This is a genomic window from Salinispora pacifica DSM 45544 (assembly GCF_000378845.1).
GTDB classification, from domain to species: domain Bacteria; phylum Actinomycetota; class Actinomycetes; order Mycobacteriales; family Micromonosporaceae; genus Micromonospora; species Micromonospora pacifica.
On sequence record NZ_KB905359.1, the window covers coordinates 1,022,293 to 1,040,751 of the forward strand.

Annotated in this window: 19 protein-coding genes, 1 tRNA gene and 3 pseudogenes; 8 read left to right on the plus strand and 15 right to left on the minus strand. The window is 68.8% G+C overall.

Annotated elements, in window-relative coordinates:
• Nucleotides 1-240, plus strand: coding sequence for a hypothetical protein (locus SALPAC3_RS28585; RefSeq protein WP_232430463.1), 240 nt, complete (start codon nt 1-3; stop codon nt 238-240).
• Between the two features lie 33 nt (nt 241-273).
• Nucleotides 274-990, plus strand: coding sequence for a GAP family protein (locus SALPAC3_RS0104555; protein WP_080635118.1), 717 nt, complete (start codon nt 274-276; stop codon nt 988-990).
• Between the two features lie 96 nt (nt 991-1,086).
• Here SALPAC3_RS0104555 and SALPAC3_RS26675 read toward each other — a convergent pair.
• A pseudogene (locus SALPAC3_RS26675) lies at nt 1,087-1,284 on the minus strand (dienelactone hydrolase family protein); the annotation flags it as partial.
• 251 nt (nt 1,285-1,535) lie between these two features.
• Here SALPAC3_RS26675 and SALPAC3_RS29365 point away from each other — a divergent pair.
• Complete coding sequence (locus SALPAC3_RS29365) at nt 1,536-1,856, plus strand: SAM-dependent methyltransferase (protein ID WP_050563679.1); 321 nt, start codon at nt 1,536-1,538, stop codon at nt 1,854-1,856.
• Complete coding sequence (locus SALPAC3_RS29370; protein ID WP_272945121.1) at nt 1,822-1,911, plus strand: hypothetical protein; 90 nt, start codon at nt 1,822-1,824, stop codon at nt 1,909-1,911. The genes SALPAC3_RS29365 and SALPAC3_RS29370 overlap by 35 nt, the downstream gene beginning before the upstream one ends.
• Nucleotides 1,912-2,028: 117 nt before the next feature.
• Here SALPAC3_RS29370 and SALPAC3_RS25340 read toward each other — a convergent pair.
• The 3 genes and pseudogenes from SALPAC3_RS25340 to SALPAC3_RS25345 all read right to left on the minus strand — a co-directional run.
• Nucleotides 2,029-3,042: pseudogene (locus tag SALPAC3_RS25340) on the minus strand (ISL3 family transposase); the annotation flags it as partial.
• Nucleotides 3,043-3,204: 162 nt separating this feature from the next.
• Entirely contained in the window at nt 3,205-4,419 is a 1,215-nt protein-coding gene (locus SALPAC3_RS0104575) for an NADAR family protein (RefSeq protein ID WP_018220094.1), read from the minus strand.
• Nucleotides 4,420-4,473: 54 nt separating this feature from the next.
• Nucleotides 4,474-5,124 (minus strand): site-specific integrase, encoded by a 651-nt coding sequence (locus SALPAC3_RS25345; protein ID WP_018220095.1) that lies wholly within the window; start codon nt 5,122-5,124, stop codon nt 4,474-4,476.
• A 27-nt stretch (nt 5,125-5,151) separates the two neighbouring features.
• On the opposite strand from SALPAC3_RS25345, the pseudogene SALPAC3_RS28590 reads away from it, so the two are divergent.
• The 3 genes and pseudogenes from SALPAC3_RS28590 to SALPAC3_RS28595 all read left to right on the plus strand — a co-directional run.
• Nucleotides 5,152-5,490, plus strand: a pseudogene (locus SALPAC3_RS28590) (site-specific DNA-methyltransferase); the annotation flags it as partial.
• Nucleotides 5,487-5,696, plus strand: coding sequence for a helix-turn-helix transcriptional regulator (locus SALPAC3_RS0104585; RefSeq protein ID WP_018220096.1), 210 nt, complete (start codon nt 5,487-5,489; stop codon nt 5,694-5,696). The pseudogene SALPAC3_RS28590 and the gene SALPAC3_RS0104585, both read left to right, overlap by 4 nt.
• A 3-nt stretch (nt 5,697-5,699) precedes the next feature.
• Nucleotides 5,700-6,932, plus strand: coding sequence for a tyrosine-type recombinase/integrase (locus tag SALPAC3_RS28595; protein WP_018220097.1), 1,233 nt, complete (start codon nt 5,700-5,702; stop codon nt 6,930-6,932).
• Between the two features lie 124 nt (nt 6,933-7,056).
• On the opposite strand, the gene SALPAC3_RS0104595 is transcribed toward SALPAC3_RS28595, so the two are convergent.
• The 9 genes from SALPAC3_RS0104595 to ald all read right to left on the minus strand — a co-directional run bounded on the left by SALPAC3_RS0104595 (nt 7,057) and on the right by ald (nt 15,477).
• A tRNA-Pro gene (locus SALPAC3_RS0104595) sits at nt 7,057-7,130 on the minus strand.
• A 127-nt stretch (nt 7,131-7,257) separates the two neighbouring features.
• Entirely contained in the window at nt 7,258-8,661 is a 1,404-nt protein-coding gene (gene der, locus SALPAC3_RS0104600) for a ribosome biogenesis GTPase Der (RefSeq protein WP_018220098.1), read from the minus strand.
• A complete protein-coding gene (cmk, locus tag SALPAC3_RS0104605; RefSeq protein ID WP_018220099.1) occupies nt 8,658-9,341 on the minus strand; it encodes a (d)CMP kinase in 684 nt (227 codons plus the stop codon). The genes der and cmk overlap by 4 nt, the downstream gene beginning before the upstream one ends.
• A gap of 166 nt (nt 9,342-9,507) precedes the next feature.
• Nucleotides 9,508-10,278: a pseudouridine synthase gene (locus tag SALPAC3_RS0104610; RefSeq protein WP_018220100.1), complete on the minus strand. Its 771-nt coding sequence runs from the start codon at nt 10,276-10,278 to the stop codon at nt 9,508-9,510.
• Nucleotides 10,265-11,167: an SMC-Scp complex subunit ScpB gene (gene scpB / locus SALPAC3_RS0104615; RefSeq protein WP_018220101.1), complete on the minus strand. Its 903-nt coding sequence runs from the start codon at nt 11,165-11,167 to the stop codon at nt 10,265-10,267. The genes SALPAC3_RS0104610 and scpB overlap by 14 nt, the downstream gene beginning before the upstream one ends.
• Nucleotides 11,160-12,251, minus strand: coding sequence for a segregation and condensation protein A (locus SALPAC3_RS0104620; RefSeq protein WP_018220102.1), 1,092 nt, complete (start codon nt 12,249-12,251; stop codon nt 11,160-11,162). The genes scpB and SALPAC3_RS0104620 overlap by 8 nt, the downstream gene beginning before the upstream one ends.
• Before the next feature lie 20 nt (nt 12,252-12,271).
• Nucleotides 12,272-13,195, minus strand: a complete 924-nt coding sequence (locus SALPAC3_RS0104625; RefSeq protein ID WP_018215055.1) for a ParA family protein — start codon at nt 13,193-13,195, stop codon at nt 12,272-12,274.
• 168 nt (nt 13,196-13,363) lie between these two features.
• On the minus strand, nt 13,364-14,344 hold the full coding sequence (locus SALPAC3_RS0104630) for a site-specific tyrosine recombinase XerD (protein ID WP_018220103.1): 981 nt from the start codon (nt 14,342-14,344) through the stop codon (nt 13,364-13,366).
• A gap of 17 nt (nt 14,345-14,361) precedes the next feature.
• The gene (gene ald, locus SALPAC3_RS0104635; RefSeq protein ID WP_018220104.1) at nt 14,362-15,477 is read right to left on the minus strand and encodes an alanine dehydrogenase; all 1,116 of its coding nucleotides are present in this window, start codon (nt 15,475-15,477) and stop codon (nt 14,362-14,364) included.
• 329 nt (nt 15,478-15,806) lie between these two features.
• Here ald and SALPAC3_RS0104640 point away from each other — a divergent pair, with 329 nt between their 5' ends.
• Nucleotides 15,807-16,031, plus strand: a complete 225-nt coding sequence (locus SALPAC3_RS0104640) for a TM2 domain-containing protein (RefSeq protein WP_018220105.1) — start codon at nt 15,807-15,809, stop codon at nt 16,029-16,031.
• 59 nt (nt 16,032-16,090) lie between these two features.
• Here the strand turns inward: SALPAC3_RS0104640 and SALPAC3_RS0104645 are convergent, their stop codons facing one another.
• On the minus strand, nt 16,091-16,696 hold the full coding sequence (locus SALPAC3_RS0104645; protein WP_018812703.1) for an NUDIX domain-containing protein: 606 nt from the start codon (nt 16,694-16,696) through the stop codon (nt 16,091-16,093).
• Nucleotides 16,693-18,435, minus strand: coding sequence for a CTP synthase (locus SALPAC3_RS0104650; RefSeq protein ID WP_026185231.1), 1,743 nt, complete (start codon nt 18,433-18,435; stop codon nt 16,693-16,695). The genes SALPAC3_RS0104645 and SALPAC3_RS0104650 overlap by 4 nt, the downstream gene beginning before the upstream one ends.
• Nucleotides 18,436-18,459 lie beyond the last annotated feature (24 nt).

An 18,459-nucleotide genomic window follows, 5' to 3' on the forward strand; every position in this document is an offset into this window, starting at 1 on the left:
GTGACGGTGGTTTCCGGAGTCATCGCCAACTGTGCCGCCAACGCATGGTGGTGGACGCTGTTCGGCGACGTCGGCATCGATCCGGCGGAGGTGTTCCACCGGATCGACCCACTTATCACGCCGCTGGTCGCGAGGGCGTTCGAGACGGCGCCGACCGGTGACGAGCTGGACGTGGCCGCCCGGCAGACCGCACACCAGAATCTCGGGGACCTGACCCGGACTCTCGAGTTGGTACGTTGAGCAACCCCGATAAATCGACGGGAGGGTTGATGGATGGCTACTACTCTGGCAACGATTTTCGGCCTGGCACTTGTGGACAGTCTGAGTCCATCGATGCTCGCCGTCAGCCTGTATTTCGTGCTGAAGACCGAGCGCTACGTCTCCCGGGTGGCCATCTACGTGGCGACGGTACTGACGGTCTACCTTGGGCTCGGCATCGCCCTGATGCTCGGATTCGGCGCCCTGGCGGACATCATGACCAACGACATTGGGCGAACGATCGTTCACATACTGCAGGTCGTCGTCGGCGTCTCACTGCTCACCTACAGCATCACCGGAGGATGGCGTAAGAAGCCGGCAGAGCCGGTGCGACGCCCCACCTCCCAGCGCATTCCGACCGTCATCGGACTCGCGCTCAGTGTGACCCTGGCCGAGTTCCTCACCACCCTGCCCTACTTCGGTGCCGTCAGCATCCTCGCGGGTGGTGACTTCACGACGCCGCAGTGGCTATCCCTGCTGATCGCCTACAACATTGTCGCCGTCCTGCCCACAGTCGCGATCGTCTTCGTCGCGATCATCCTCCACGAACGGCAACGTGAGCGTTTTCAACGCTGGCTCGACAAGCTGTCGAATTCCCGCAGATCATGGCTGACACTGGTCGGTATCGCCGGATTCCTGCTGGCGCGAAACGGCGCCGCATATCTGGCCGTGGACTTCGGCCTAGTGGACGGCCTGGTGGACATCGGCGATGCCGGCACACCGCCGAAATGACACGGCGACGGTCGGTCCAGCCGGCCCTGACCGGCGGCAACCGCCACGACGTCCGCTAAGGCACCACCGCCGACTTCGACACAGGCCCTGGTAGCGCTAGTGACGCAGGTCGACGTCCTCCGGTGCGTGAAGGCACTCCGCCAGCCGGGCCACGATGTCGAGCCAGGCCCGCTGCGCGTACCGCTGGTGGTACCCGACGCCGGGAAGCACAGTCTGGTCAGCCCCCATCGGTGGGTGGTGGAAGGCGCTCAGGGCACCGCCGTAGACAACAAGCCGCCAATCGACGTCCGCGGCCTAACACGACAACTCGGAGCCGACACACCGTCACAGCCCCACGATTCGGCCAAGCCGATGATCTCGGGGAGTGCTCCGTGGGTGCTCGGACGTCGGGGTACTGACACGGAGGTACAGGGATCCAGCCGAATTTGAGGGCCCCAGCGAGGTCGTCCAACAAATCAAGCAGCACGGAGGCATGAGGGCTGCGGTGGCTCGGCGGCAAGGACAACTTCGAGGCTGACTGTGTCGTGGGAACGCGGGTGCGGGACATGTTCCCAGGCATCGTCGCGGTAGCCCGGGCGGACCGGGAGTTCCTCGCCCGGGTGGCGCGGTTCCTCGTTGACGCCGGCGTCCACCAGTTCCTTAACATCGGCACCGGTCTCCCGACCGCGAACAACACCCACAGCGTGGCGCAGGAGCGCGTACCCGAGTCCCGGGTCGTGTACGTGGACAACGACCCGCTCGTCCTCGTGCACGCCCGTGCGCTGCTGACCGGCGGGCCCCGGGGAGCCGGTCGGCTACGTCGAGGCCGACATTCGGGACCCGGACCGAATTCTGCACGCCGCCGCGGCTACGCTCGACTTCCATAGGCCGGTCGGGGTCCTGATGCTCGGCATTCTGAACTTCGTCCTCGACGATGCCTAGGCACAGCGGATTGTGCGCCGGGGGATGGGGGCTCTGCCGTCAGGCAGCTACCTCATGGTGACCCATCCGACCTACGAACTCAGCGGTGATGTCAACCGCACGGCCATGGAGTATTGGGTGTTCGCGGTAGGGGTCGACGAGGCTGGCACGGTATTTAGGTACGCGGAGCATCCGTTCGGGCCGGTCGGCTCGCGCGTAGCGTTGACGGTGTTCAGGGATAGCTGCAGGCGGCGGGCGCATTCCAGCAGGCCCGCGCCTTGGTCGAGCAGGTCATGGACCTGGTGCCAGCGTTGCTGGGTCGTCTGCGCGCGGGGGCCGTCGTAGATGGGTGCGTCCAGCACACCTGCCCAGCAGGCGCTGTGCGCCTTCACCTCGCTCAGAGCGGCTTCGCACAGGTTGTGCCACAGGTGCCACCTGTCCGCGACCTGCACCGCGTCGGGCAGGGTGCGCCGGATGGCCTCGGCGTAGGTCACCGAGCCGTCGCGGCATACGACCTCGACGCCGGGATGCGCGCGCAACCACGCTTGCAGCGTGTCGGCGGTGCGGTCGGGTAGCACCTCGATCCGCTCATGGGTCTCGGCGTCGATCACCACGGTGGCATAGCGGTGCCGCCGGCGCAGAGCGAAATCGTCAACGCCGATCACCCGAGGCGTCCGCCCGGTGGGCAACGGGATGCACAGCACGGCGCGCAGGGCCGTGTGACGGGACAAGCCCATGGCCAAGATCGCCAGCAGACGCGACCCTGCCCGGCCCGCCAACTCCTTGACGACGGCTTTGACCTGCCTGTCCAAACGAGCCGTGCGGCGCTGGTATCGCTCCAGCACCCCGGGAACCTGTTCCCGGAAGGTGTGACGGCAGCCGCGCGTGGGACACACCAGACGTCTCACCCGCACCCGGACCACCACCCGCCGCCCGTCGCCCGTCGCCCGTCGCCCGGAACGTCGGCCACACTGTCCGCCAGTGATAGCCGTGCACCCGTCCCGACGAGGCCCCGCACCTCGGGCAGACCGCAGCGTCCCGCGGCGTGCGGGCCAGCACCACAATCCGCTCACCCTCGTCGGCCACATCCTCGATGACCAGCGGGGACAGCCCCGAGAACACCGACTGTATGAGCCTGTTGACATCCGCCACATAGGAACAACGACACCCGCCACCCTCCGTCACCACCAAAAGTGAGACAGGGCCGCTGGCGAGACAGCCCCACGGCGACCCACAGTGGCTCGTACAGCACGAAGACGTGATCATCTTTCGGGTCGGCCAGAGTTCCGGAAGTTCCCGCGAACCCAAGTGTTCTCACGGGGAACCGGAGGGCCCTGGTGCCCCATCCTCGCATGTCGGCCCTTGTGTTCCTGGCGAAGCTGAGGAGGCGTTGCCATGAATCGCCGGAAGGGGGATCCCAGCCTCGGCGGCTGCGAGTTCGGAGCGGATCACTTCCAGCAGACGGCCGATCCAGTTGGTGGCTCGTTCGCTACCGACGGACCAGTAGGCGGAGTCGAAGTCGACGTAGATGACGCGGGCGTCGCCGCTGCCGAGCAGTGTCTGTGCCATCTGCGGGTGCTGGGTGTACTTGGCACGCAGCAGGATGGTCATGACGGCCAGACGTGCCGAGGCCCAGTCGGCGCGGCGGGGTGCCTGCTCGGCGAGTTTGCCGGCATCGTATCCGCGCGGTGCCGCAGCGATCTGGTCGTGCCAGTGCGGATCGGGAGTCGACAGCGCCCAATAGGCGTGTGTGACGCTGGGGTAGCTGTTGGCGCCGACGGTGATGGCTGCCGGGTAGTCGTTCTGCAGGACTTCGACGCCGGGGGAATCCGGCCAGCCGCGTGGGTAGACCGCTTTCGGGATCGTCAGCGTGGGCTGCGTCGGGTGTTCGGGGCCATCGGCCGGGACCCGCGCGTCCCATGTCTCGATCGCGATCTCGCGGAAGTATGCGACTGCCTCGGCCCGCTTTTGCTCGGTGACGACCGGGCCGTTTGGCCAGCCGTGCAGTGGTTCATTCAGCTCTGTGATCAGGATCCGCAGGGGAGCGTCTTTGCGGTCCATATCGCCGAGGGCGTAGACGCGCAGGTGTTCGGGGATTGCCAGGTAGCGCTCGCGAACCGTGCGTCGGTTGTCTTCGGTGGAGTCGGCCAGGTAAGTCGTGACTGCTTGCAGGCATCGACCGGTGGAGTCGGGCCGGTCGTTGAGCCGGTCGATTTCGTCGGCGACCTCGCCGAGAAGCATCTCGGCGTTAATGGCGGGGCGGGGCTCGGTGAACCGCCACCGCGCCAGGTGGTGCGCCGATGCTTGCGCGCCGTCTTCGAGGGTGGTCGTGACTCGGCCACGGCGGAGTTGTTCGGCCAGCCCATCGAGGTCGGTGAGCCCGCCGGTGCCGCAGTCGATCGCGCCGTCGGCGTAGATGACCAGGTCGGTCAGGAAGTACGTATCCATGTTTTGGGTGAAGATGTGCCGCCAGGTGCCTTCGATCCGTTGGCCGTCCACGTTGCGGTAGGTGCGGCGATATCTGGTCACCGGCGCACCGTAGTCCAACCGTGCCGGGAAGGTTGTTCTGCCCTCACGGGCTGCTCAGTGCGGCGGCCGGGGTGGGGTCTGCAGGAGGATCCGGGCGTTGGTGGCGTACCGAATGGCCGTGTCCTCGCTGACACCGAAGACCGCGGCCAGGTGCAGCGGGTCGCCGCCGGCGGCGAGGGCCTCCTCAAGCTGGCGGTCTATGCGCAGCCGTTCGATAGTGGCGGCCAGTCCGCGCATGTTCAGGATCCAGGTGTGGCTGACCGGGGCGTGCCGCAGCGCGCTTTCGGTGCTGACGAGCAGGTGCGGGTTGGCGATGTTCGGCCAGCGGCGGTGCCGGTAGTCGAGCCAGTCGAGCAGTGCGCGGTGGGTCAGCTCGTCGAGTGGGCGGTCGTGGCCGGCGATGGTGATGCGCCGGCCGGGCAGGTCGACGTCGTCAAGGTGCATCGCGCGGATCTGGCCGGGGCGCGCCGCGTGGACCGCGGCCAGTACGAGGAAGAGCCAGGGCTGCGGGGTTGTCGCGGCTGTGACGGCCTGGTTCAGCTCGTCGGGACGCAGTGGCTGCCAGATGGCGTCCTCGGCGCGTGGCCCTCTGACCCGGGCGGTCGGATTACGAAAGATCAGGTTGCTGTGCTTCGGCCCAGTGACGTCATCACACCCGCCACGACCAAAATCACCCAGATCACGCTTACCCAGAAGGCTGCGCAATCGGACCGCTACCGGAACCCAAGTGATGTCGGACTGCCACGGAACACCCGGCGCGACTCCACACACAGCAGGCACGCCCCCACCACCATCCACCCCGATCACAGGCTTGATCCCTCCACCCCAGCCCGGATGGATCGACGGGCACACCCGGCGCACCCCGCCACCGCCAACACCGGCGACGGCAGCGCCACCCACACCCGGCCCCACCCGGGCCGGGACACCGAAAGGACACCCCACCCGTGCCCGCCCTACGCACACCCCACACCGGGCAGCGAACAGCCCGACACCACCACCGACCGGCAACCCACCGCCCACGACCGCCCACGCCCACCGACCGATGGGCCCGACACGGCAGGCCGGCGATGAACGCCTCGACCACCGCCCGGTGGCAGCCCGACCCACTGCTGACCATCGACGACGTCGCGGCCTGGCTCGGCAAACCCAAAAACACCCTCTACGCCTGGCACAGCCGAGGCAATGGACCACGCGCCATCCGCGTCGGCAACACCCTGCGCTACCGACGCACCGAAATCGAACACTGGCTCGACGCCCACACCGACCCGGAGCGCTGAGCCATGGCCCGACCACCGCTACCCATCGGCACCTGGGGCAACATCCGCACCGAGAAACTCGGCCCCAACCGGTACTGCGCCCGAGCCCGATTCCGCGACTACGACGGCAGCACCCGCGACGTCGAGGCCACCGGTGCCACCGGCCCCGCCGCCACCCGAGCATTGCAGGCCAAGCTACGTGACCGCATCGCACCCAACGACGACGAAATCACCCGGGAGACTCGCATCAGCAGACTTGTCGAACTTTGGATCGAAGAAATCACCAGTGAGGAACGGATTGCACCACAGACCGTCCAGCGATACGAAACCAGCACACGAACAGCCATCCTGCCCGCCCTCGGCGACCTCCGCATCCGTGAAGCCAGCGTCGGGCGTCTCGATCGGTTCCTGCGCGACATCGCAAGAGACCGTCCCTCAGCAGCCAAAGGCGTCAAGGTTGCCCTAGGCCAGATGTTCGCTCTGGCCGTACATCACGGCGCAATCCCAACCAACCCCGTCCGCGACACCAGCCGGATACGCAAGCCTCGCCGTAAGGTCGTCACCCTCACCGACCAAAACCTCCAAACCGTCCGGGCAGCAATTCGCCAATGGCAGCAACCAGTACCCGGCAAACCCGGACCGCGGCACAGCGGCGACCTAGCCGACATCGTCGACCTCATGCTCGCCACCGGGGCCCGCATCGGGGAGATACTCGCCCTACGCTGGGAAGACCTGAACCTGGCCGCCGAACGTCCCACACTGACGATCTGCGGCACACTGGTCTTCGTCAAAGGCAAAGGCTTCTTCCGACAGCCCTGGACCAAAAGCGACGCCGGCTACCGAATGATCACCCTGCCCCGATTCGCCGTCGGCATGCTCCTAGCCCGCAAGGTCATCGCCGCTGACAACCCTCACAACGCGATCTTCGCCTCTCGACGCGGCACCTGGCTATCACCCAACAACGTTCGCCGGCAATGGCGCCAAGCCCGCGCAGACACCGACCTCGCCTGGGTCACCCCCCACACCTTCCGCAAGACCGTGGCCACCCTCATCAAGGAAGAAGCAGACACCAAAAGCGCCACAGCACAGCTTGGGCACTCCAGCGAAGACGTCACCGACACGTACTACATCGCCAAACCCCTCCAAGCACCGGACGTCTCCGACGTCCTAGAGCGGCTCGGCGCTGACCACGGGCGGACGTCCCCACACCGCACGACGCACGACGCACGACGCACGACGCACGACGCACGACGATGAACATGGATGACAAACCTGGTTGCCGCCCCCAGTAATCGGGGGGTTTCCGGGGGACGGTTCACAATCTCATCGAAGAAAGTCGAAGCCCTGACCAGCATCTTCGCTGGTCAGGGCTTCAATTCTGTCGGGACGGCCGGATTCGAACCGACGACCCCTTGACCCCCAGTCAAGTGCGCTACCAAGCTGCGCCACGTCCCGATGCTCCCGCCGGCTTCCCCGCGACAGCCGGTACAGCCTACCGCACGATCTTTCCGTTGCCCGTATCCACCCCTCGGTGTCAACGCCCACCCTCCCGGGCGGGCCGGGAGGGTGGGGTGGGCTGAGGCTAGCCGTGGGCCTTGCCGCGACCGCCGGGACCGACCTTCTTGCGGGGGCGTACCGAAATCTCGATCGGGCTACCCTCGAAGCCGAACTCCTCCCGGAGTTTGCGCTCCACGAACCGCTGGTAGCCCGCGTCCAGTGGGCCCGTGGTGAACAGTACGAACCGTGGCGGCGCCGCTCCTGCCTGGGTCGCGAAGAGGATCTTCGGTGCCCGCCCCCCACGCACCGGGTGCGGGGTCGCCTGCACCAGCGCGGTGAGCCACGCGTTGAGCTGTGCTGTCGGTACCCGCGTCTCCCAGCTGGCCAGTGCCCGCCGGAGCGCTGGGGCGAGCTTGTCCACCGCGCGTCCGGTCCGGGCGGAGAGGTTCAGCCGGATCGCCCAGGGAATACGGCGTAGTTCCCGTTCGATCTCCCGGTCCAGGTAGTACCGACGGTCGGCGTCCACCAGGTCCCACTTGTTGAAGGCGATCACCAGGGCCCGGCCGGCATCGGTAACCATCGACAGGATTCTCTGGTCCTGTTCACTGATGACCTCGCTGGCGTCGAGCAGGACCACCGCGACCTCGGCGGCCTCGATCGCCGAGGCGGTACGCAGGCTCGCGTAGTATTCGGTGCCGCTGGCCTGGCCGACCCGCTTGCGCAGGCCGGCGGTGTCGACCAGCTGCCAGGCCTCGCCGCCGATCTCCACCAGGCTGTCCACCGGGTCGACGGTGGTGCCGGCGACCGCGTCAACGACTGCCCGGATCTCCCCGGAGAAGCGGTTGAGGAGGCTGGATTTGCCGACGTTGGGCCGGCCGACGAGGGCGACTCGACGGGGGCCCCGCGGGCGGTCCTCGACGATCTTGGGTGCTTCCGGTAGCCGGTCCAGGATGAGGTCGAGCAGCTCGCCGGCGCCCCGGCCGTGCAGGGCCGAAACCGGATACGGCTCCCCCAGTCCGAGCGACCAGAGCGCGGATGCCTCCATCTCGATGGAGCTGTTGTCGGCCTTGTTCGCCACCAGGATCACGGGCTTGGCGCTGCGGCGCAGCATCTTCACTGCCGCCTCGTCCACGTCGGTGGCGCCCACCACCGCGTCGACCACGAACAGCACCACGTCGGCGGTGGTGATGGCCGACTCCGCTTGGGCGGCGATGGCGGCGGCACGGTCCTTCGCATCAGGCTCCCAGCCGCCGGTGTCGACGACAGCGAACTGTCGGCCGTTCCACTGCGCGTCGTATGGAACCCGGTCCCGGGTCACCCCGGGTACGTCCTCGACGACCGCCTGCCGACGCCCGATCAATCGGTTTACCAACGTCGATTTTCCCACGTTGGGCCGGCCAACCACGGCCACCACCGGCTGCGGGGCGGTGGCCTCCTCGGCATCGGGTTCAGGGCCGTCCCACCCCACCCAACCGGTTGGCTCGTTCATCGGTCCACGCCCCGCTCGGCCAGCATCTCCTGCAGGCGCGCGACGACCTCGTCAATGCCGAGTTCCGTGGTGTCCAGCACCACGGCGTCCGGGGCTTGCGTCATCGGGTCGGCCTTGCGAGTTGAGTCCAACTGGTCCCGGCGGGCCAGGTCGGCGGCGGTGCGACCCGCATCGGTGGCGTCCTCGGCGCTGCGTCGGGCTGCCCGGGCCGCCGCGGACGCGGTCAGGTAGACCTTCAGATCAGCGTCGGGGGCTACTACCGCGCCGATATCGCGCCCCTCCATCACGATCCGACCGGCGGCGGCGGCGAGGTCCCGCTGTCGGGCGACAAGCAACGAGCGGACCGCCGGTACGGCGGCCACGGCCGAGACCGCTCCGGTCACCTCGGGTCCGCGGATCTCCTCCTCGACGGGTACGCCGTCAGCGGTCACACCGTATCCCTCGGGATCGGTGCCGATGCCGAGCTCGGTTTCTCCGGCGACCTTGGCCACGGCCGACGGGTCAGCCAGGTCAACTCCGGAGCGCAGTACCGCCCAGGTGACCGCCCGGTACATCGCGCCGGTATCGAGGTATCGGGCCCCCAGGGCGATCGCGAGTCGCCGGGAAACGGTGGACTTACCCGAACCGGACGGCCCATCCACAGCGACCACGCAGCGCCCGGTCCGTACGTTTTCCTCCACCGCAATCCTCCTCAGTCCGTACCTCGCGATACCCGCGAGCGGTTTGCCCGCCGACAATGATGCCTGGCACGGTGCGGTCCCCTCGTGCCGGACCTCCGGCAGCGACCGCCCCCCGCGCGGCGGGCCGCACGGAGCTTACCGGCTGCGGTACCCGCCACCGCCGGCGTCAGTCGCCGACCGCCTTGAACAACGCGGCGACCTCCGCGTTGGTGAGCCGACGGGTGCGCCCGGCGCGGAGGTCCCCGAGCCGGATCGGCCCGATCGAGGTCCGCACCAGCCGGGATACCGGGTGGCCGACGGCATCGAGCAGGCGCCGCACGATGTGTTTGCGTCCTTCGTGCAGGGTGACCTCTATCTGGGCGGTTTTACCCAGGGTGTCCACGAGGCGGAACGCGTCCACCGTCGCCGGACCGTCGGTCAGCTCGACTCCGGCGGCGAGGCGCCGGCCCAGCGACCGCGGAATCGGGCCGGACACCTCACACAGGTAGGTCTTGGGCACCCCGTAGGAGGGGTGCATGAGCCGATGCGCGAGTGTGCCGTCGTTGGTGAGCAGCAGCAGGCCCTCGCTGTCCGCATCGAGCCGTCCGACGTGGTAGACCCGCTGTTCCACCCGGTTGCCGAGGAAGTCGGCGATGGCGGTACGGCCCTTCTCGTCCGCCATGGTGGAGACGACCCCCCGGGGCTTGTTCATGGCGAGGTAGACCAGACGGGTGTCGGCCTGGAGGCGCTCACCGTCTACGTGGATGGTGTCGGAGGTCGGATCCGCCCGGTCACCGAGTTGGGCGACTCGGCCGTTCACGGTCACCCGCCGGCGGAAGATCAGGTCTTCGCAGGCACGTCGAGATCCGACACCGGCGGCGGCGAGCACCTTTTGGAGGCGTTCCGGGCCGGTGTAGACGGGCGCGTCGGGCTTCGGGGCGCGGTTATCGCGAGGCATCGGCGAGGTCTTCCACATCGTCGGGGAGGAACGGAGCGAGCGGCGGCAGGTCGGTGATGCTGTCCAAGCCGAGCTTCTCCAGGAACAGGGAGGTGGTCCGGTAGAGGTGGGCACCGGTTTCCGGTTCGGTGCCGCACTCCTCCACCAGCCCGCGGGAGACCAGGGTACGGATCACCCCGTCGCAGTTCACACCGCGGATGGCGGAGATCCGGGATCGGGTCACCGGCTGTTTGTAGGAGACCACGGCCAGGGTCTCCAGCGCGGCCTGGGTCAGCCGTACGGTCTGGCCGTCGAGGACGAAGCGCTCCACGTACCCGGCGTACTCCGGCCGGGTGTACAGCCGCCACCCGCCGGCCGCTCGGCGCAGTTCGAAGCCGTGCCCGCGGGTGGTGTAGTCGGTGGAGATGGCGTGCAGCATCGTCCGGATCCGTTCGAGTGGCTGCTCCAGCACGTCGGCGAGGGTCGTCTCGGCGACCGGCTCGTCCACGACCAGGAGGATCGCTTCCAGGGCGCCGTGTAGCTCGGCGTCGTCGAGCGCCGACGCGGGGGGTGGCGCCGGCTCCCGTTGATGGGACCGTTCCCGGTCGGGTGCAGATTCCCGGCCAGCACCAGCACCAGCACCAGCACCAGCACCAGCACCAGCACCAGCACCAGCACCAGCACCAGCACCAGCACCAGCACCAGCACCAGCCGATTCTCCGGGTACGGCGAGGGTGTGGCCACTCTCGGCGACACCGAGTGGTTCGGCGTTGGGTTCTCCCCCGCTCGACGCGGTGGCGGCTTGTGCCTCCTCGACCGGTTTGGCCGGTGTCTCGCGGTGGCGTTCCCATGGCGGGATCCACGCGGCGGCCTGGTCGGCCAGGGAGTCCCCGTGTTCCTCGTCACCCATCTCGCTCGTCCTCTGTCATAGCCGGCCTTCCGCCGGGTGGCACCGACCCTGTCGGGTACGACCTGGTCGCCGGGTGTGGCGTTGCCTCCCCGGGCCCGGAGTCGACCGGCCCGGAGTTGGCTGCCCCCGAATCGACCGGCCCGGAGTCGGCCGGTCCCGAATCGACCAGCGTGGAGTCGGCCCGCCCAGCCCCGTCGGACCCGGCGGTGGGGAGCGTCCCCGCATACTCGTCGATATCCAGGTCACCTCCGCCGTCGACGGGGCCGGTCCAGCGTACGGTCAGCTCTTCCAGGGCCTCTTCCTGGGCGAAGGCGACCAGCCCTTCCCGGTAGAGTTCCAGCAGGGCGAGGAAGCGGGCCACCACCTCCAGGAGTGCCTCGCAGTCCGCACAGAGCCCGGTGAACGTGGCCGTACCGGCCCGTCGTAACCGCTCGGCGATGATCTCGGCGTGCTCCCGGACGCTGACCCGGACCTGGTGCACGTGCGCGATGGACACCTCGGGTGGCGGTTTCGGGGTGAACACCCGGACAGCCAGGTCCCGTAGCCGCTTCGGGCCGATGCCGAACACCAGGTCGGGCAGGGCATGCGCATACCGTGGCTCCAGCGTCACCGCCCGTGGGTACCGCCGTCCGCCGATCTCCTCGAGCGCCGCGATGTGCGCCGCCGCCTCCTTGTACGCCTTGTACTGCAGCAGCCGCGCGAAGAGCAGATCTCGGGCTTCCAGCAGGGCCAGGTCCGCCTCGTCCTCGACCTCGGCAGCGGGTAGCAACCGGGCCGCTTTGAGGTCGAGCAGGGTGGCGGCGACGAGTAGGAACTCGCTGGTCTCATCCAGGTCCCAGTGCTCACCCATTGCCCGCAGGTAGGCGATGAACTCGTCGGTGACCTGGTGTAACGCCACCTCGGTGACGTCCAGCTTGTGTTTGCTGATCAGTTGCAGCAGCAGGTCGAACGGGCCGGTGAAGTTGGCGAGCCGGACGGTGAAGCCGCTGGTCTCCTCCCCGCCGCTGGCGGTGGTGCTGGCCCCGGAGGGGGTTGTGGGCTGGTCGAGGGGCGGTGCGGTCACCGGCAAACCGTAGTCCACCACCTGGGCGCCCCACTCCCGGTCTACCGCTCCGCCTGGGCGGCGATCACCTCACGGGCGAGTTGCCGATAGTTACGCGCGCCGGAGGAGGCCGGGTCGAGGGTGGTGATCGGTGCCCCGGCGACGGTGGATTCGGGGAACTTCACGGTCTTGGTGATCACCGTCTGGTAGACCTTGTCGCCGAAGGCCTCGACCACCCGCTGCAGCACCTGGCGACAGTGGGTGGTGCGGCTGTCGTACATGGTGGCGAGGATGCCTTCGAGCTCCAGGTCGAAGTTGAGTCGCTCGCGCACCTTGTCGATTGTGTCCAGCAGCAGGGCCACGCCGCGGAGGCTGAAGAACTCGCACTCCAACGGGATGAGCACGCCGTGGGAAACGGTCAGCGCGTTGATCGCCAGTAGCCCCAGGGAGGGCTGGCAGTCAATCAGGATGAAGTCGTATTCCTTGCGGATGCTCTTCAGCACCCGCGCCAGCGCCATCTCCCGGGCGACCTCGTTGACCAGTTGGATCTCGGCAGCGGAGAGGTCAATATTGGCCGGAAGCAGGTGCAGGCCCGCCACGTCGGTCTTGATCAGCACATCGTCGCAGGTAACGTCGTCCTGCATGAGGAGGTTGTAGACCGACAGGTCGAGGTTGTGCGGGTTGACTCCCAGACCGACCGAGAGGGCGCCCTGCGGGTCGAAGTCGACCAGCAGCACCCGGCGGCCGTACTCGGCCAGCGCGGCGCCCAGGTTGATGGTCGTGGTGGTCTTGCCGACACCGCCCTTCTGGTTCGCCATCGCGATGATGCGGGCGGGGCCGTGCCGATCGGTCGGCATCGGTTCGGGGATCGGCTTCCGCGTGGTGTACGCGGCCGGATCTGCCGGGCCCAGGTCATTGCCGAGTGTGGACTGCTGCTCGCGGAGCTCCGACGTCCAGGTCTCGGCACGGCCACCGTCGCCAACCATGTCTTCGTTGCCCCCTCCCGACGACCACACCGGCGTCGGAGCCGACCGACGTCCTTCGCGACGCCGTCGCGAATCCTGGCCGCGTCACTTCCGCCAGGTCCGCGCCGAACCCGACTGTACGCCACCGGCGAGCAGGCCGCTCAGCACCGGTCCGGCGTGTCACACCCGTCAACCGAGCGCCCGCGGGTGGGCGGTCGCGTACACCTCCCGTAGTCGTTCGACGGTAACCAGCGTGTAGACCTGGGTGGTGGTGACCGAGGCGTGGCCGAGAAGTTCCTGCACCACGCGCACGTCGGCGCCACCGTCGAGCAGGTGGGTGGCGTAGGAGTGCCGCAGTGTGTGCGGGGAGACCGCCTGCGGCCCGATGTCCGGCAGGCCGGCGCGCCGGGCGGCACCGCGCAGGATGGCCCAGGCGCCCTGCCGGGACAACGGGCCGCCGCGGGAGTTGAGGAAGACCGCCGGGGTGCCTCGGCCGGCGGCGGCGAGGCCGGGGCGGGCGCGCACCAGGTAGGCGTTTAGCGCGGCCACGGCGTACCCGCCGATCGGGACCAGTCGGTTCCGCCCGCCCTTGCCCCGCAGCAGTACCGCGCCGGTGTCGGTGTCGAGGTCGTCAACGGCGGCGCCGACCGCCTCGGAGATCCGCGCGCCGGTGCCGTACAGGAACTCCAGCAGTGCCCGGTCACGCAGCCCGAGAGGCGCCTCTGGACCGGCGGCGGAGACCGGACCGGCGGCGGCGTCCAGCAGCCGGATCACGTCGTCAACCGGCAGCGCCCGGGGCAACCGGCGGGGCGGTGCGGGTGGGCGGACCGCACGGCTCGGGTCGGCCCCGGTCAGGCCCTCGCGCAGCGCGAAGCGGTGCAGACCGCGTACGGCGCTGACGGCCCGGGCCGCGGAGGACGCCGCGAGGGGCGGGCGTTCCTCGTCCCCGACGCGCAGCCGGGCCAGGTGGGCTTCCACCTGGCCCGGGGCGACCGACGCCAGGTCGGTCACCCCGCTCGACGCGAGGGTGTCGAGGTAGCGGGCCAGGTCCCGCCGGTATGAGGCGAGGGTGTTCGCCGCGAGTCCCCGCTCAACGGCGAGGTGGTCCAGGTAGCCGCGGACGGCGCGGCGTAGGGCCGGCGCGGGAGTTGGTCCGGCCTCGGCCGCCATGGTTGCCTCGCCGCCGGTCAGGCCAGCACCTCGACCAACGGCAGGGTGGCCATACCGTGCGCGTCGGCGACCGGGCCGTAGACAACCTGACCATCGTGGGTGTTCAGGCCCAGCGCGAGGGCGGGATCCCGACGCAGTGCCTCCCGCCAACCGAAGTTGGCCAGTTCCAGGGCGTACGGCAGGGTCACGTTGGTCAGCGCGTAGGTGCTGGTGTGTGGCACCGCCCCGGGCATGTTCGCCACGCAGTAGAAGACGGAGTTGTGCACCGGGTACGTCGGTTCGGCGTGGGTGGTGGGATGCGAGTCCTCGAAGCAGCCCCCCTGATCGATGGAGATGTCGACCAGGAGGCTGCCCGGTTTCATCCGGGCGATCAGCTCGTTGGGGATCAGGGTCGGTGCCTTGGCGCCGGGCACCAGCACCGCGCCGATGACCAGGTCCGCGTCCACCACCGCCCGTTCGATCTCGTACGCGTTGGAGGCGACCGTCTGCAGGTGCCCTCGGTAGATCGCGTCGGCCTGACGCAGCCGGGCCACGTTCTTGTCCAGCAGCAGCACCTCGGCCTGGAGGCCGAGCGCGATGGCGGCGGCGTTCATCCCGGAGACGCCGGCACCGATCACCACGGTCTTCGCCGCGTACACACCGGAGACGCCGCCCATCAGTACGCCACGTCCACCGCCCTGGGCCTGTAGGTGGTAGGCGCCGACCTGCGGGGCGAGCCGCCCGGCTACCTCGGACATCGGGGCGAGCAGGGGCAGCGACTGGTCGGGGAGTTCGACGGTCTCGTACGCGATGGCGGTGACTCCGCGGTCCAGCAGCGCGTCGGTGCACTCCTTGGAGGCGGCCAGGTGCAGGTAGGTGAAGAGGACCTGGCCCGGCTGCATCCGGTGGTACTCCTCCGCGACCGGCTCCTTGACCTTCAGTACCAGCTCGGCGGTCTCCCACACCGCGTCCGCGGTGGGGAGGATCGTGGCGCCGGCGGCGGCGAAGTCCTCGTCGCTGGTGCTGGAGCCGACGCCGGCGCCGGACTCGACGAGGACCTGATGGCCGGCGCGGACGAACTCGTTGACGCCCGCGGGTGTGATCGCCACTCGGTACTCGTGATTCTTGACCTCACGTGGGATGCCGACCTTCACGATGCAGACCCCCTTCTCCGGGGCTGCTCGCCCCGGCTACTCGGCGCCACAGCGGCTCCGTTGCCGCAGTGCTCAGGCCCCGCCGGCGGCAGTCTAGGCCGGAGTCGACCGTCCGGGAGCCAGCACTGTGACATGTGGTCAGCACTCCCGCTGACGATGTGTCAAGCGGGTCTTGGTCGTCCCCGCCCGGCGCTCGGCGGCCTACTCCGCCGTTGAGACCAGATTCGCCGCTTTCTCGCCAGACTTGTTGATCCCCCGTTCAGACGGCTGACTGTGGATCACTACTGTGTCGCCTCATGACTACTCCTCTTAACCAGCCCGGCCACCCGATGGGGGTGTCCGACAAAAGTAAGATCGTCGCGGGCATTCTGCAGATCCTGCTCGCAGGCCTCGGCATCGGCCGGTTCTACATGGGCCACACCAAGATCGGCGTACTCCAGCTCGTCGTCACCCTGGTGACGTGCGGCCTGGGCGGCATCTGGGGCATCGTTGACGGCGTCCTGATCCTGGTCAAGGGTGGCGTTGACGGCCAGGGCCGACCGCTGCGCGACTGACCCGGTTTCACCGTATGTGAAGGGGGGCCGTGAGCGGCCCCCCTTCACCTGAATGGTGTTCAGCTCGGCAGCGGTGTCCCGGCCGGGCGCAGCGTCGTCCAGCCCGCGTCCCGGGCGCGGGCGGCGGCGAGCAGCCCGGCCACCGTCGCGGCGTTGGTGATCCCCCCAGCCAAAACCTTCTCCACCGCCTCGTCCAGGGCGACCCGGACGATCTGAAGATCGGCTTCTTCCTCGGACCGGCCGTGTCGCCGGCCGACCGGCACCTCGGTGAGGTCGCGGGCCAGGAACACCCGGACCAGTTCATTGGTGAACCCGGGTGAGCTGTGCACATCGACCAGGACGTCGAGCCGACCGGCGTTCAGGTCAGCCTCCTCGGCCAGTTCCCGGCCGGCGGCGGCGGCCGGGTCCTCGCCCGCGATGTCCAGCAGGCCGGCCGGCAGCTCCCACAGATGCCGGCCGACCGGGTGCCGATACTGCCGGATCAGCACCACCCGACCGGCCTCGTCCAGGGCCACCACCGATACCGCGCCGGGGTGTCGGGCACAGTCCCGCTGGGCGGTGCCGCCACCGGGCATGGTCACCTCGTCGGTGACCACGTCGAAGATCCGACCCCGGTACCGCTCGACGCGCGAACGCACCTGGTAACGGTGACCTACCGTGCTCACGGGGTCGAAGTCGCCCGCGCCGTGGAGGCCCCGCCGTTGCTGGCTGCCGTCGTCGCCGTACCGTCCAGGTCGACCGGGAGCTGATCAGCCTGCGAGTACGCGAGCGCCGCCGCCACGAAGGAGGCGAACAGCGGGTGCGGGCGGGTCGGACGGCTCTTCAGTTCCGGGTGTGCCTGGGTGGCCACGAAGAACGGGTGCAGTTCGCGGGCGAGTTCGACGAACTCGACCAGCCGGCCGTCCGGCGAGGTCCCCGAGATGTGCAGGCCCGCCTTGGTGAGCAGGTCACGGTAGGCGTTGTTCACCTCGTACCGGTGCCGGTGCCGCTCGCTGACCTCGGTGCTGCCGTACGCCTCGGCGACGATCGACCCCTCGGTGAGCACCGCTGGCCAGGCCCCGAGCCGCATGGTGCCACCGAGGTCGCCCCGGCCCGCGACGATGTCCTCCTGGTCGGCCATGGTGGCGATGACCGGGTGGGTGGCTTCCCCGTCGAACTCCAGCGAGTTCGCACCGTCCAGCCCGGCGAGGTGGCGGGCCACCTCAATGGTCATGCACTGGAGGCCGAGGCAGAGGCCGAGCAGCGGAACGCCGTTCTCCCGGGCGTGCCGGGCGGCACCGACCTTGCCCTCGATACCGCGGACGCCGAACCCGCCCGGGATGACGACGCCGTCAACGCCGGCCAGGGCGGCCGCGGCACCGGCCGAGGTGACACACTCGTCGCTGGGCACCCACTTCAGCCGTACCCGGGCCCGGTGCCCGAAGCCGGCGGCACGGATCGCCTCACTCACCGACAGGTACGCGTCGGGCAGGTCAACGTACTTGCCCACGAGCGCGACGGTGATCGTGTGCCGGGGCTGGTGCACCCGCTCCAGCAGGTCGTCCCAGCGCGCCCAGGCCACGTCCCGGAAGGAGAGGCCGAGCCGACGCACCACGTACGCGTCAAGGCCCTCCCGGTGCAGCACCTTCGGGATGTCGTAGATGCTGGGTGCGTCCGCGGCGGCGGTGACCGCCTCCAGGTCAACGTCGCAGTAGAGGGCCAGCTTCTGCTTGACCTTGTCCGGGATCTCCCGGTCGCAGCGCAGTACCAGTGCGTCCGGCTGGATGCCGATGCTGCGCAGCTGCGCGACCGAGTGCTGGGTGGGCTTGGTCTTCAGCTCGCCCGACGGCGCCAGGTAGGGCACCAGCGAGACGTGCAGGTAGAAACAGTTGTCCCGGCCCAGATCGTGGCGGATCTGCCGGATCGCCTCCAGGAACGGCAGCGACTCGATGTCGCCGACGGTTCCGCCGACCTCGGTGATGACGACGTCTGGCACCTGGCCCTCGCCGTCTGGTTCGGCCATCCCGAGCACCCGTGACTTGATCTCGTTGGTGATGTGCGGGATGACCTGGACGGTGTCCCCCAGGTACTCGCCGCGCCGCTCCTTGGCGATCACGTCCGAGTAAATCTGCCCGGTGGTGACGTTGGCCTTCCCGGACAGGTCCCGGTCGAGGAACCGCTCGTAGTGCCCAACATCGAGATCGGTCTCGGCGCCGTCCTCGGTGATGAAGACCTCACCGTGCTGGAACGGATTCATCGTCCCCGGATCCACGTTGAGGTAGGGGTCGAGCTTCTGCATCACCACACGCATGCCACGCGCGGTGAGCAGGCTGCCGAGGCTGGAGGCGGTCAGGCCCTTGCCCAACGAGGAGGCCACGCCCCCGGTGACGAAAATGTGCCTGGTCGTCTGTACTGAAGGGGCCAAGGCCTGCTCCCGTGTCGTCTGTCG